The sequence below is a fragment of the Rhizobium sp. NZLR11 genome (assembly GCF_019685115.1).
Lineage (GTDB): Bacteria > Pseudomonadota > Alphaproteobacteria > Rhizobiales > Rhizobiaceae > Rhizobium.
This window is the reverse complement of sequence record NZ_JABDWD010000014.1, coordinates 114,261-127,871: the sequence shown is the minus strand read 5'-3', so window position 1 is coordinate 127,871 and position 13,611 is coordinate 114,261. Positions and strand designations below refer to the sequence as shown.

At 58.4% G+C, this 13,611-nt stretch carries 12 protein-coding genes and 3 pseudogenes; 5 read left to right on the top strand and 10 right to left on the bottom strand.

Going from position 1 to position 13,611, the window contains the following annotated elements; all coding sequences use genetic code 11:
- The first annotated feature begins 202 nt into the window (after nucleotides 1–202).
- A complete protein-coding gene (gene dinB / locus HJB83_RS22985) occupies nucleotides 203–1,291 on the top strand; it encodes a DNA polymerase IV (RefSeq protein WP_207584482.1) in 1,089 nt (362 codons plus the stop codon).
- On the opposite strand, the gene HJB83_RS22980 is transcribed toward dinB, so the two are convergent.
- A complete protein-coding gene (locus HJB83_RS22980; RefSeq protein ID WP_221133012.1) occupies nucleotides 1,288–1,782 on the bottom strand; it encodes an SOS response-associated peptidase family protein in 495 nt (164 codons plus the stop codon). The genes dinB and HJB83_RS22980 overlap by 4 nt on opposite strands.
- A 43-nt stretch (nucleotides 1,783–1,825) precedes the next feature.
- On the opposite strand from HJB83_RS22980, the gene HJB83_RS22975 reads away from it, so the two are divergent.
- The 3 genes from HJB83_RS22975 to HJB83_RS22965 all read left to right on the top strand — a co-directional run bounded on the left by HJB83_RS22975 (nucleotide 1,826) and on the right by HJB83_RS22965 (nucleotide 3,467).
- A complete protein-coding gene (locus HJB83_RS22975) occupies nucleotides 1,826–2,110 on the top strand; it encodes a hypothetical protein (protein WP_246762817.1) in 285 nt (94 codons plus the stop codon).
- Nucleotides 2,100–2,690 (top strand): SOS response-associated peptidase family protein, encoded by a 591-nt coding sequence (locus HJB83_RS22970; RefSeq protein WP_221133011.1) that lies wholly within the window; start codon nucleotides 2,100–2,102, stop codon nucleotides 2,688–2,690. Before HJB83_RS22975 ends, HJB83_RS22970 begins: the two co-directional genes overlap by 11 nt.
- A 168-nt stretch (nucleotides 2,691–2,858) precedes the next feature.
- Nucleotides 2,859–3,467, top strand: a complete 609-nt coding sequence (locus tag HJB83_RS22965; RefSeq protein ID WP_207584479.1) for a J domain-containing protein — start codon at nucleotides 2,859–2,861, stop codon at nucleotides 3,465–3,467.
- On the opposite strand, the pseudogene HJB83_RS34270 reads toward HJB83_RS22965, so the two are convergent.
- From HJB83_RS34270 to HJB83_RS34265, 4 genes and pseudogenes are all read right to left on the bottom strand, one after another.
- Nucleotides 3,445–4,111, bottom strand: a pseudogene (locus HJB83_RS34270) (LysR substrate-binding domain-containing protein); the annotation flags it as partial. The gene HJB83_RS22965 and the pseudogene HJB83_RS34270 overlap by 23 nt on opposite strands.
- 322 nt (nucleotides 4,112–4,433) lie before the next feature.
- Nucleotides 4,434–6,077 carry a chaperonin GroEL gene (groL, locus tag HJB83_RS22955; RefSeq protein WP_207584476.1) on the bottom strand — a complete coding sequence of 548 codons (1,644 nt, stop codon included), beginning with the start codon at nucleotides 6,075–6,077 and terminating at the stop codon, nucleotides 4,434–4,436.
- Between the two features lie 65 nt (nucleotides 6,078–6,142).
- Nucleotides 6,143–6,439, bottom strand: a complete 297-nt coding sequence (groES, locus tag HJB83_RS22950; protein ID WP_207584475.1) for a co-chaperone GroES — start codon at nucleotides 6,437–6,439, stop codon at nucleotides 6,143–6,145.
- Between the two features lie 240 nt (nucleotides 6,440–6,679).
- Nucleotides 6,680–6,907 (bottom strand): annotated as a pseudogene (locus tag HJB83_RS34265) (ISL3 family transposase); the annotation flags it as partial.
- A gap of 36 nt (nucleotides 6,908–6,943) precedes the next feature.
- On the opposite strand from HJB83_RS34265, the pseudogene HJB83_RS34775 reads away from it, so the two are divergent.
- A pseudogene (locus HJB83_RS34775) lies at nucleotides 6,944–7,264 on the top strand (2'-5' RNA ligase family protein); the annotation flags it as partial.
- 491 nt (nucleotides 7,265–7,755) lie between these two features.
- On the opposite strand, the gene HJB83_RS22945 reads toward HJB83_RS34775, so the two are convergent.
- From HJB83_RS22945 to HJB83_RS22925, 5 genes are all read right to left on the bottom strand, one after another.
- Nucleotides 7,756–7,902: a DUF1127 domain-containing protein gene (locus HJB83_RS22945; RefSeq protein WP_080753481.1), complete on the bottom strand. Its 147-nt coding sequence runs from the start codon at nucleotides 7,900–7,902 to the stop codon at nucleotides 7,756–7,758.
- Between the two features lie 1,043 nt (nucleotides 7,903–8,945).
- Nucleotides 8,946–9,521, bottom strand: a complete 576-nt coding sequence (locus tag HJB83_RS22940) for a dihydrofolate reductase family protein (RefSeq protein WP_207584474.1) — start codon at nucleotides 9,519–9,521, stop codon at nucleotides 8,946–8,948.
- Between the two features lie 353 nt (nucleotides 9,522–9,874).
- On the bottom strand, nucleotides 9,875–12,013 hold the full coding sequence (locus tag HJB83_RS22935) for a bifunctional DedA family/phosphatase PAP2 family protein (RefSeq protein WP_221133009.1): 2,139 nt from the start codon (nucleotides 12,011–12,013) through the stop codon (nucleotides 9,875–9,877).
- Between the two features lie 10 nt (nucleotides 12,014–12,023).
- Nucleotides 12,024–12,575 carry a phosphatase PAP2 family protein gene (locus HJB83_RS22930; RefSeq protein ID WP_221133008.1) on the bottom strand — a complete coding sequence of 184 codons (552 nt, stop codon included), beginning with the start codon at nucleotides 12,573–12,575 and terminating at the stop codon, nucleotides 12,024–12,026.
- A gap of 177 nt (nucleotides 12,576–12,752) precedes the next feature.
- Nucleotides 12,753–13,598, bottom strand: a complete 846-nt coding sequence (locus tag HJB83_RS22925; RefSeq protein ID WP_221133007.1) for a hypothetical protein — start codon at nucleotides 13,596–13,598, stop codon at nucleotides 12,753–12,755.
- Nucleotides 13,599–13,611 lie beyond the last annotated feature (13 nt).

The window sequence follows — 13,611 nt, the reverse complement described above, 5'->3', positions numbered from 1 at the left end:
CGGCAAACATCGCACGATTCCTGCGCGCTGTGAAAGCAGGATGGTTAAGACGCCGTGACGGAGAACGGCGTGATGGACAGGCTTCGGCGGCAGGGGCCGAGGCGCCCATTGAAACGGTTGATATCGCGCTCAAGCCTGCTATGTTCTCGATTTGTTTCGGCGCAAGTCATATGCCGATCCCATTGCCATCGCTGAAGCCGCCATGAACGACATGAGTTCGACTCCCGTCCGAAAAATCGTCCATGTCGACATGGACGCGTTTTATGCGTCGGTCGAGCAGCGTGATAACCCGGCATTGCGGGGCAAACCGATTGCCGTCGGCGGCTCGGCCGCTCGCGGCGTGGTGGCGGCGGCGAGCTACGAGGCGCGTGTCTATGGTGTCCACTCCGCGATGCCATCGGTGACCGCCAAGAGAAAATGCCCGGATCTGATCTTCGTGCCGCCGCGCTTCGATGTCTACAGGGCGGTGTCGCAGCAGATCCGCGAAATCTTCACCGAATACACGCCTCTGATCGAGCCGCTTTCGCTCGACGAGGCCTACCTCGATGTTACCGAGAATCTCAAGGGCATGGAGATTGCCACCGAGATCGCGCTGGAGGTCCGCGCCAAGATCAAGCATGTCACCGGCCTCAATGCCTCGGCCGGGATTTCCTACAATAAGTTCCTCGCCAAGATGGCGAGCGATCTGAACAAGCCCAATGGCCAGGCTGTGATTACGCCGAAGAACGGGCCGGCCTTCGTCGTGGCCCTGCCCGTCAAGAAATTCCATGGCGTCGGCCCCGCGACGACTAAGAAGATGCACCGGCTCGGGATCGACACCGGCGCCGATCTCAAGCAGCAGACCCTCGAATTCCTGGTCGAGCATTTCGGGACGTCGGGGCCATATTTTTACGGCATTGCCCGCGGCATCGACGAGCGCCAGGTCAAGCCGAACCGGGTGCGCAAATCCGTCGGCGCCGAGGACACCTTCTCAGAAGACCTCCATACCGTTGAGCCGGCCCGTGAAGGGCTTCAGCCGCTGATCGAAAAGGTGTGGGCTTATTGCGAGGCCAATGCGATCGGCGCCAAGACGGTGACGCTCAAGGTCAAGTATGCCGACTTCAACCAGATCACCCGCAGCAAGACGGTTCCCGCACCTCTGGCGGCGATCACCGAGTTGGAGGACATCGTCAGCCTTTTGCTGGTGCCGATCTTTCCGCCCCGAAAGGGCATTCGCCTGCTCGGCGTCTCACTGTCGTCGCTGGAGCGGCGGAATTCCGGAACGCAGCCGCAGTTGCGGTTGGCGCTTTAGACAGCCAGCATCGGCTGGGCAGAAGCGCCCGCGTGGCGCTTGAGCCGGAACGTCCCCGCCGCTAGCGGCCGTAGGATTTCCTCTTCGGGCACAAGTTCGTCGAGCCAGGCCATGCGTTGGTGCCGTGTCAGCACCGCCATCTGCCGGTCGTGGAACGGCGCGATATCAGGGTTCGCTTCAATCGTCAGGATGGCGTAGGCCTCCGGCCAGTCCTCGGTTGCCGGCCGCCAGATCCCCGCGAAATAGAACCAGTCGCCATTGGTGAGCGAGAAGCTGAAGCTCTTATGGCGAAACTCCGAGGCCGGCACCAGGCAGCGGTGGGTCGGGAACGTCCGTCCTTCCGATCGGACGACGTTGACGGCGCGGGGGCCGCCGTCGCGCGGGCGCAGTCCCCACGGCAGTTCCACCATCTCCACATCGCCGTCATGGCGTCTTATGATGACGCGGCGCTTGTCGAGTGGGGCGTCGGACTGGAAAACGGTCGCGTTCATAGTGATTGGAACATATCAGGAACGCGTACATTAGACAAGGTCGATGGATAATCGTGTGCGGATAGCCGAAAGCTGCTACTCTCAATGGATGCGCCCAAATGAGACCGAACTTCAGATGGTCATGCGGCATGTTCGCGATGGCGCCGCCATCGTCGCGCGCCAAACTGCGCTGATCAAAAGACTGGCTGGTCTCCCCCTGCCGACAAGACAAGCTGAAGACCTCCTCGTTCTGCTGGAGCGCATACAATCCGAGCACATATTGCACCTGCAGCGCCTCGGTCGTGAGGTGATGGCACCCACATTCGAAGGGAAGAGCAATGTGCAATGATTATCGGCTGATGGTGGATGTCGCCTCGGTTGTCGAGGATTTCGTCCACCTCAAGATCAAGATCCGTTTCGGTGAAGGCGCGCCGAACCTCGAAGCGCGCGAAGACATCAAGATAACCGATGTCGGCCCCATCGTCAGGACGATCGATGGTGTCCGCGACGAGGCCGAGCTCGTGCAGCGGCGCTGGAGCTGGCCGGGGCCGAACAAGCGGCCGGTCTATAATTTCCGTTCGGAGGGACGGGAGTTCACCTCCAATCGCTGCCTGATCGTTGCCGACGGCTTTTACGAGTTCACGGATCCAAAGGATGCCAAAAAGAAGCGCAAGGACAAGTGGCTATTTACCAAGAAGGACGAGCCGATTTTCTGCATCGCCGGCATCTGGCGCGAAACGCCGGAGATCGGCCAGGCCTTCACTATGCTGACGATGGAGCCGGGGCCGGACATCGCGCCGTACCACGACCGGCAGATTGTCATCCTCGAGCGCAACGCGTGGGCCGACTGGCTCGATCCAACTGTTTCTGCAAAGTCATTGATCAGGCCGCTTTTAGCGGGAACGCTATCGGTGGAGCAGGTCGGTTGACCGATAATCGCTGATTACACGTGACGTATGAAAGTGAGATTCGCCGTCCCCCGGCAGTGCGTTTGCTCGAACCCTCGCCCTACCTGACCTGTAGAGGCGAACTACTGAAGCTGTGTCCTGCACTCGCCTTGCCTTGTTAGCGTCACGGAAGCAGTCATATAAGGCGCGATGAATTCAGATTCCAAAATATTCGTTGGCTTGCGACCCCTCCGCAAAAAGACAGATTCGAACCGGAAGCCGGATGGTCCGAAATGCCAATGGGACGGGTGCCAAAAGGGCGGCATTCACCGCGCTCCCGTCGGACGGGATGGAGAGGGATTGTATCTGCTCTTCTGTGCCGAGCATATGAAGGACTACGGCAGAGGCTACAATTTTGCGAGCAATCTGTCCGATCCTGTCGTCGCTCGCTATCAGAGAGAAGCGGCAAGCGGCGCCCGTCCGACCTGGGGAAGCAGGATCCGTCAGCCTGCGGAGGCAGCGCTCCCCTTCACGGTCCGATCTGGTTCTGCAAAGGCGATGAATGCCCGCAGAAACGCTGCAGAACGTCAGGGGGCAAGAGCGGATCTTCAACGGCGCAAGCTGAAAGTGCTGGAAGCCAAAGCGTTCGAAACACTCGGCCTTCTGCCGGAGGCAAGCCCCGAGCAAATCAGAAGCCGCTACAAGCAGAAGCTAAAGATGCACCATCCTGACGCTAACAGCGGAGATCGGAATTCGGAGGACGAGCTTCGGGCTGCAATCGACGCCTATAAGATCCTCAAATTGAACGGCTTTTGCTGAACAAAAAGAGCGCTGGCGAGCAGCGGCTCGACCTCCATAAACGGCCCGGCCGCACGAGCGAGCGTGCAATATCGATGGGGTCGACACGCGAGGCGGTTGGGTCTTTTCTGTTCCAGGCGACACCGAGCCCCGATCTTGAACCGACACCCCTCACCCTCTTCAGCTCGAACCCGCGGTTCGGCAGATCCTGCGTCCATTCCGGGACGAAACCGATGCCAAGCCCGGCGGAGAGAAGCGATACAGCGAGAAGGTGTCGCCGCAGGGGTAGGCGACATTGCCGCTCAGATCGTGCTCCTTGAATTTTTCCGCAAAATAACGCTCGCTGTAGGAGGGGTTTTGGCGGGAGAAGGAGATGATCTTCTCCATCCTCGATGGCGGTCTCGCTCTTGGCGGACAATGGCCTGGAGATAACGAGAAAGAAGCGTAAGGAGCCGCTCCACCTGCCGGATGAAGCCGAGATTGATGCGGCCTGCCTCGATATGGCGGATGCTGTCATCGGTGGTACCGCTTTCGATATGCTGGCGGATATCGGGATATTTGCGGGCAATGCCTGAGAGGAAGGACGGCAGCATGCCGATCGTGGCGGGATAGACGGTACCGATCGCAATCTTTCGCGCCGTCTTGCCGGCGACCGACCAGGCGATCTAGCAAAAGTTACCGCGAACACTGTCAGCCGCGTTGAGCAGGACGATTTTGGACCGCGGGGCGCGCAGCCGGTTACTACCATTGGCGCGATAGGTATCGGGCGCCGGCACTGTGAGCCGCTTCGCGGGTCTTACCACAGGATCACAAACGGTGACCTGGACCCGCGACTGGTAACTCAGCATCCTGTGGCAATTGCCATCTGCCGCTCGGCCGCGGACGCGGTCCATGGATATTATAACGTCTTGCTTTTTATTGGCGCAGCTTGGGCTTTGATAAAAGCCCAAGCTGCGGAGTAATTCCGGGAGCTCCGGAGCGGACCCGTTACATCATGCCGCCCATGCCGCCCATGCCGCCCATGTCAGGCATGCCGCCGCCGGTAGCATCCTTCTTCGGTAGATCGGCAATCATGGCTTCTGTGGTCACCAGCAGGCCGGCAACCGAAGCCGCGTTCTGCAGGGCGGTGCGCACAACCTTTACCGGATCGACAATGCCCATGGCGATCATGTCGCCATATTCAGACGTCTGAGCGTTGTAACCGAAGTTGTCGGTATTGCTTTCCAGGATCTTGCCGACCACGATCGAACCTTCGTCACCGGCGTTTTCGGCAATCTGGCGAACCAGCGACTGAAGTGCCTTGCGGATGATCGCTATACCGGCGTTCTGGTCGTCATTCTCGCCCTTGATATCGAGGACGATGGAAGCGCGCAGCAGAGCTGTGCCACCGCCTGGAACGATGCCTTCTTCAACAGCCGCGCGTGTGGCGTTGAGCGCGTCGTCGATGCGATCCTTCTTTTCCTTGACTTCGACTTCCGTCGAGCCGCCAACGCGGATGACGGCAACGCCGCCAGCGAGCTTGGCAAGGCGTTCCTGCAGCTTCTCGCGGTCGTAGTCGGAGGTGGTTTCCTCGATCTGAGCCTTGATCTGGCCGATGCGACCGTCAATATCCGCCTTGGTGCCCGCACCATCAACGATGGTAGTATTCTCCTTGGTGATAGAGACCTTTTTGGCACGGCCGAGCATCTCGAGCGTGACGTTTTCGAGCTTGATGCCGAGGTCTTCGGAGATGACAGTGCCGCCGGTCAGGATCGCCAGATCCTCCAGCATGGCCTTGCGGCGGTCGCCGAAGCCAGGAGCCTTGACGGCAGCGATCTTGAGGCCGCCGCGCAGCTTGTTGACGACGAGCGTCGCGAGAGCTTCGCCTTCGACGTCCTCGGAAATGATGAGCAGCGGCTTGCCACTCTGGACGACTGCTTCCAGGATAGGAAGCATGGCCTGCAGATTGGAGAGCTTCTTTTCGTGCAGCAGCACATAGGCATCTTCCAGTTCAGCCACCATCTTTTCGGCATTGGTGACAAAATAGGGGCTAAGATAACCACGATCGAACTGCATGCCTTCGACGACTTCGAGCTCGGTTTCGGCGGTCTTGGCTTCTTCGACGGTAATCACACCCTCATTGCCGACCTTCTGCATCGCGTCGGCGATATACTGGCCTATTTCCTTCTCGCCATTGGCCGAGATGGTGCCGACCTGGGCAATCTCTTCCGATGTGTTGATCTTCTTGGCCTTGGCCAGCAGGTCCTTCACGACCGCGGTAACGGCGAGATCGATGCCGCGCTTCAGGTCCATCGGGTTCATGCCGGCTGCAACGGCCTTGCCGCCTTCGCGAACGATCGCCTGGGCGAGAACGGTAGCTGTGGTGGTACCGTCGCCAGCGACGTCATTGGTCTTCGAAGCGACTTCGCGGACCATCTGGGCGCCCATGTTTTCGAACTTGTCGTCCAGTTCGATTTCCTTGGCGACAGCGACGCCGTCCTTGGTAATGCGCGGTGCGCCGAAGGACTTGTCGATCACGACGTTGCGGCCCTTCGGACCGAGCGTGACCTTCACTGCATCGGCAAGAATATCGACGCCCCGCAGCAGCTTCTCGCGTGCATCACGGCCGAATTTGATCTGTTTCGCAGACATGGAATAACTCCCGGGCCATTGGCCCCATGGTCTTCGTCAAAAGGAAATAAGGAAGCGGCCGAAGATCAGGCGATGACGCCCATGACGTCTGCTTCCTTCATGATCAGCAGGTCTTCGCCGTTGAACTTAATCTCGGTGCCGGACCACTTGCCGAACAGGATGCGATCGCCCGCCTTGACATCGAGGGGAACGATCTTGCCGCTCTCGTCGCGTGCGCCGGTGCCGACGGCGACGATTTCGCCTTCCTGCGGCTTCTCTTTGGCGGTGTCGGGAATGATGATCCCGCCCTTGGTCTTGGCTTCAGCCTCGATACGGCGCACGACGACGCGGTCGTGCAGCGGCCGGAAAATGGTATTAATCATTTTGGGGTTCCTCAACGGGGTCGCGGCCGAATGGCCAATCCCGATACCTCACCTTAGCAGTCTTGCGTTGAGAGTGCCAGCGAGGATTCGTGTCATGCCGGTATTTGTCGAGCCCATTGAGTTGCAGCGCGGTCGAAGACCGTACGCGGTAGCGCACCTAGATCGCTAGGGCCAAGTCTGCAAGAAGGGTCGAAATCGACGTGAGATGTATATGCTCTCATGCATCGGCGCGTATGTATGCCTGATATCGTGAAACAGATACCGCCCGCAGCGATTGCCATCTTTCCAACACTGGGTAAGAAACGCTTCGAAGTATAAAGGGAATGTGGGCTGCAGTGCAGCCCTGCGTCGATCGGGTGGGGATTCGAAAGTCAGCCATTTCGCGATGCTGTGTCGGCCATATCCGGTGCGACGTGCTATCTCGGAGCATGACAAATCTTCTTTGCTCAGGGCATGGACCGTATCGAACACCTGCCTGGCGAATAGGCTTCAGCCAAATATAGCCCAATCACAGCCGACGTCAGTGGCCTTCGTCATCTCGGCACTGGCGTTGCCTTCACGATTGCCAGCCCGGACCTTCAGGGCATCCACGCCAAGCTGAGGGGTGAGTTCATCCCCTGGTTGGGTGGCCAGGACATGCAGAAGTGGCAGCCCCACATCACGATCCAGAACAAGGTCTCGAGGTTGGTAGCGGATACTTTGCACGTGTCGCTCGTGAGAGAATTTCTACCGCATCCTATCGAGATTGTCGGCCTTGATCTGTGGCGGCATCTGAATGGTCCGTGGCAGCACGAAACGTTCGCGATGTTTGGCAAGGTTCCCTGACACGGATCACCGCACCAGGGGCCGGAGCTGCTGCACAGTCAGCCTAATACGAGCCGCTGAGGGGTTTTCAAGTGGGGTTCGGTGCTCTCGTCCACAATTACCCCTCAAACTGCCAAGCGACACCGACGAACGCCCGTCCCAAAACGAAAAAGCCTGCCGCGGGAGGAGGTGCGGCAGGCTTTCGAAAAGAACCGAACAACGACTGGGAGGAGGAGTGCCGCTGTTCCAATAGACGTCCCTTGGGAGGAGGAGTGGGCCGTCTGAAACACGAAGCTCTGCGGGAGGAGGTGCATTGCTTCGATGAGGATTAAGATATGCTATCGTCGCGGATTTAACAGTCTCAATGCTGCAGTGCAGGTATGCGCGGGAACCATAGCTCCATATCTCGCAAAAGCGTGAAGTTGAATGAGATAAGCTCTCACTATCTTGAAACGAAAACGCCCGCATCATCAGCGGGCGTAGAAGCAATCAAAAGTGGGCAAGTACCCCTGTTAGCGAGCAACCGATGCGCGGGCAACGCTGCGAATATCCGCGCGGTCAATGCCAAGGTCTTGCAGTTCGCGACTGGACATGCGGCCAAGTTCGGTAACGGTCTGACGGAACTTGCGCCAGTTGTTGAAAGAGCGTGCTACGTTCAAAATAATCCCCTTTCCGGAGAGCTTTTGACGTCAGCAACCCTTGGTCCCGGCGTCGTTTCGATGATTGGAATATAGTCCTTTCAATCGGTTTAAAACAGTGACGATAACTCACGCCACCCATGCGTCTGGCGCAAAGGTTTGAGGGGTTCTGCTTGAACGCTATGCAGATCGAGCCCTGAACCGATCGAAGGCCGTGAGGCGCTTGATCGCAGAGGCTCAGCCACATGCAGGCATGCTCCAGCGTCCGCGCCATGGGTAGGGTCGCAGAATTGATGCCTCCAAAGGACGTTCGCAGGCGCTGCTTTGGCTTAGACCTGAACAGCTTGAGTCTTCCCTGCAACACTCCGAGCAGAAAGCTCGCCAAAGGGGTTAGAAACGATCTTCACTATCGCCAAACTGGTCCGGCGCAGCCATCGTCGGATGGCAAATTCCAAATTGCCCCAAGGAGACCAAAATGCGGCGAGATCCTCTGACCGAACGGGAGACACGCAGGAAAATCTCCGATCCTTACGATGTCGATTACTTCGCGAAGAAACACGGGATAAGCTCCAAGGACGCATCGCGAATTATTAACCTGCATCGTTCTGATCGCGACTCGTCAGACCGGGCCGGATACCAGTTGAAAAGCACGCTGTGAACGCGTTCGTCCATCTTGCTCTCTAAGCCTTGAGCCACCGAGCGCGTTGCAGCCAAAAATAGCTCTGTGGCCGAGAGGTTAGAACGCGCGACCTCATCTTACAGGCCGACTACCCGACGAAGCGGCATGTACCGGCGGAACTTCGCGTCGTCTTTCGACACCTGATGCGGAGTTTTAGCGGTAAGCCGCATGGGATCTCGAGGGAAATGACTTAGCGAAACTCTGTCTTGCGGGATTCGAACTGTCAGCGTCCCATTCGCGGCGCAAATTATTCCGCTTGCTGTCCGTTTATCCACCGGTCGCCTTGAAGGGAATCGAACCGTCGACCACGTCTTTTGAGGCGGCGCGGGGCATAAACGGTATTTGTGGGACTGGACCCTGGTCAGACAGGGCTGGTTGCGTTCGCTTACTTCACAATGCGATAGGCGATATGCCGAGCGAGTGGCGTGTCGAGCATGCTGGTGGGCTCAAGCTTGATCTGGTTGGGCAGCGTGTCGAACAGGCGACTCCCAGCACCAAAGAGCACCGGCACGATATGCAACTCGATCTCGTCGACAAGCCCGCCGGCCAGTGCTTGGCGAAAGACGTCGGCTCCGCCCATGAGGCTCACATCCTTGCCTCTGGCCGCCGACTTCGCCTGCTTCACCGCGTCGGGAATTGTCCCAACCGCGTGATAGATTCCAGTGCTGTGCGAGGCGAGTAACGGCCGGTGAGTGACGACGAAAAGCGGCAGCTTTAACGGCCCCGTCGGCCCGTTCTCATCCCAGTATGGGATCGAGTCGTCATAGCATTTGCGCCCGCAGATCACGCTGCCAACATTGCTGGTGAGGCGCTGCACATATGCATCGCCCTCTGCACCGCTGTTGAAGAACCATTCGTGAAGAAATTCGCCGTTCTTGCCGAGTGGTTCCTCCCTGGTCTGGTTTCCTGCGGTAATGAAGCCGTCGAGCGACATGCTGATATTGAAAGCGACCTTGGTCATTTGCATCTCCGTGACCGATCGGTTGCGGTTACGCCTTCATGACGAATGAGAGTCGGTCAAATCTACATCGGGGACAAAAAATAACTCGTCGCGGCCTCTTGAAGCGTCCGAACTCCTCTGTGATGCACGGCATCTATCCGCAGCAGATTCCGGCAGCCACGCAAGGTGAATGAAGCCGCTCCTAAAGACTGCTCTCCGCCCCTCCCCACTTCGGCTTGTGTGTTCCGGTCGATCCATTATGCGATGTTCCTGGCCTAAACCGTGAACGCCATTGCAACAAGCCGGACGCTGGCCTCGAAAGCTATCGCCGTGCCAGACCCGTTGACCCGCTATCCCAGTGTTGTCAAAGCTGGTTAGAGCCGCGACGGTTCCAGCCAATTAGAAACGCGACACTTGTTCCTCGGATCAGCCCCCGATCCGACCGGCTGGGCCGGGTTGCTAGGGAGGAGCGGGGGCGGATGAGATGCCTTCTGGCGAGCCAGCAGAACACGCCCGTCCCATCCTCCCTTGGCCTCCACTTCATCGCGCGACACGAGATGTCCTTCCCGAAGTGATCGCGCCAGCGCTTCCCGTGGTCCGGTGAAATCAGGCTGTGTCGAGACCATTGTAACTAGCGATAGTAGTCGGTAGATCCGCTCCTCCGTTATCGAACCCACCCAAAGCGGGGTCTGCTCTCTATCCTCGAGCTTCATATCGGTTTCCCAAAGACGGAGAACGAGCCGCGCGGTCGACGGGGCCAGCGCGGTTGAGGACCGAACGAAGGCTATATCCGGTAGACGGCCGCTGGCAAAATGAGGCACCACCGGAACAACGGTGGTATCTGTAGACGCGGTGAGCCATTTAAGTACAGTGACTGGCGTCCAACCGAGGGATGGCCTCCAACCGTCCTGCTGCAAAAGATCCTGCAAACCCTGCAGGCTCCCCGCCCACTGGAATGTGAGCGGCTCTTCCACTTCGCCGGTGAGATCGACCCGACGGTCCGGAAGGGTCTGCCAACCAGTCGTCCACCAATCAGCAACGGCGAGCGCATGTATCGCGTTTTTGGCCGCGTACCGCGCAATATCAGTGGAGTGGCTGTGATAGATGTTGCCGGCGCCTGCAAGGATAATGGCTGCGGACGCGGTCACGAGCAGCGCTGAAGATCCTATTCGTTCGACCGGACGCCGCAGATAAAAGATGGCGAGCAGAATAAACCATGCGGATCCAACCGCCGCTCCGCCGGCCACATCGGAGAACCAATGTGCACCGAGGTATAGACGCGAGCACGCGATCATAAAGATAAGAACTGCGGCTCCCGTGCCGATCAAGACGCGCAGTGCTGGGCGAAGCTCGCCGGCGATCAGAAATGCAAGAAAGCCATAGAGCGCCATGTTCGTCGTGCTATGGCCGCTCGGAAAAGAAAACGCGCTCCAACCGGAATACAACAGCTCATCCGGTCTTGCCCTGTGAAGTGCCACCTTGATGACCGTATTGAGAGCCGACGCGCCACCGACAGCAGCCAGCCAGAAGGCAGCCGTGCGCCAAGCCCGCTTCCAAGCAAGCCATAGGAATATGACTGTGGTGACGACCACCACAACTTTGGTGTCACCAATCTCCGTGATGGCAACCATGATCGCATCGCCTAGCGGCGTGCGAACCTCCTGCAATGCGTTATAAATGGCGTGGTCTGCGAGAACCAGCGGATCACCATTGACCACATCTTCGAGAATGCCGAGGAACAACCAGGCGGCCCCGCCGAGTAAGCCAAGCATGATGGCGAGAACCCACGCTTCCGGGCGCGCCGGATCGAGCATGTCGCCGACACGGCGGCTGAGCCACGTGTTGCGGGTCTCAGACCACCTTCGTGCCTCTGTGACGAGAACCTCCAGAAGGGGAAAACCTCGCCTTAATACCCACCGCCCAAGACGCCACGTCACCCAACCCGTTGCGAGCAGAATGACTAAAAGGATTGCCAACGGCCTTGCTGCCGAGCCCAGAGCACCGAACGTTACACCGACGAGAACGCCCGGTAGAATGTGTGACGGTGCCCACACCAGGGCCGAAGTGATATTGACCGCATAGAACCGCCTGACGGGCATCCCGAGCATGCCCGCGAGAAGCGGGATGAATGCTCGAACACCAGGCGCAAAACGGGCGATAAACACGCTCTTGTCACCGTGCCGCTTGAAGAAGGCTTCGCTACGCTCGATCAGCTCCGGGTATCGCTTTAGCGGCCAGAGGCAGAGAATCTCGCGATGGTATCGGTGGCCGAGCCAGAATGATAAGCCGTCTCCGACGATCGCGCCAAAAGTCGCTGCGGCCATCAAGGGCCAGAGGAGGAGAACGCCATTCGGCACTAGCGCACTTAAGGCAATTATGACCGCCGTGCCGGGGACAACGACGCCCATGATTGGGATCGACTCGGAGAGTGCAAGCAGGAACACTGCAATGTAGGCAATATGGGAATGCGCGCTCAGCCAATGGATCACCGATGAGAGAAACCCCGCGAGCATTGCCGGTAACCTAAAAGATTCGAGTGATCAGGCGGTCAGCTTTGGTGCCTTCGCGATATATTGCAAGGACCATGAGTGCTGCGATGACACCGGTCAGTGCTCCGCCGAAGACGTCGCTGGCGTAGTGGGTCCCGATGTAAATGCGGGAGAAGGTGACAAAGCACGCCGCCGCAAGGAAGGCAAATCCGGAGCGTCGGGCGCCGTGAAGGAGAAAAGCGGCCGCAATCGCAAAGGTCGCCGTTGCATGATCGGAGGGAAACGAAAAGTCGGCGCTCCGTTCGATCAGCAGGTTTGTTACTCCGCTGTCATAGGGACGAGCCCGGTGGATAAAGAGAAGAATGAGTTGGTTGAGGCCGAGTCCCAGCAAGAACGAGAAGCCTGCCGCCACGATGACATGCCGTATATGCGGCCTGTCAGACCCGCGCCACCATTGGAGGGCTACCGCCATCACCATGACCGGGACGCCGATACCGGAGATCCAGACCATCAAGTAGTCGATCGCAGCGCTATGTCCCGCTAATCCATTGATGGCACGTGTTACAGCTACGTCGAGTTCATACATTGTCACACTCCAGTTCAACCCTTGCAGCCCCGAAGACATCAATCTCGGCTAGTCAACTGACGCTTGGATATTGGTTGGATCTCCACCTGCGCTCGGATTGTGACAGCCACGAAAGCGGCGCCAGCAAGGAATGTCGCCGCGGGCCCGGTGATGTCCCATAGTGCGCTGTCGACCGCTTCAGAGTTCGTCGTTGGCGGCAATCAGCTTTTTGCCCTCACCCACCGCCAGCAGCTCCCCATCTTGACCGACGACGGCCAATTCGTCGCCTCCGTGCCGCAGGCTCATGAAGGCGACGATCGTGACGATCGCGGCAAGGAAGATTGCACTCGTTATGATCGTGCCGAGGCCGAGGCCGCCATATTGGGTAGGCTGAGACATCAGATCGCCAAACGAGGCACCCAGAGGTCTGGTCAGAATATAAACCAGCCAGAAGCCGAGTATCGGATCGAGACCGAGGAAGAAATAGCCGATGCTGAGCGACAGGATGATCATCCCGAACAGGATGCCGGTCGCCAGATATCCAAGCGCGAACGTCTCGGCAACCAGATCGCCGGCCGCCGTGCCGAGCGCAAAGGTGAACAGAATGGCGAGCCAATAAAAGGCCTCGCGCCGATCGGTGAATATGGAGTGGATTGACAGCGTATGCTCTGTCTGGAACCAGAGAAGGAAAGTCAGCGCCAAGGCGATCGAGAAAGCGATGGTAGTATGCAGCAGCGGTACATTGAAGTTGTCGACCAGGTTGTCGGTAATCAATGTGCCAACGATGCTGATGAGCACCACCGAAAGCCAATAGGCGGCAGGAACATACTTCTTCTGGGCAAATTGCCAAACCAGTGCGCCGGCCAGAATCGCGGACATGATCAGCGATGTCGCCGTCAGTCCCAAGCCCATTTGCATATCGAGATAATCGGCCGCCGTTTCGCCCATGGTAACGGCCATCAGTTTGATGAGCCAGAAGTCGGCCGTGACGCGGGGAACGCGATTGTAGACAACAGCTTTCGCGGTTTCTGTCGTAGCGGGCATGGCGAGTATCCTT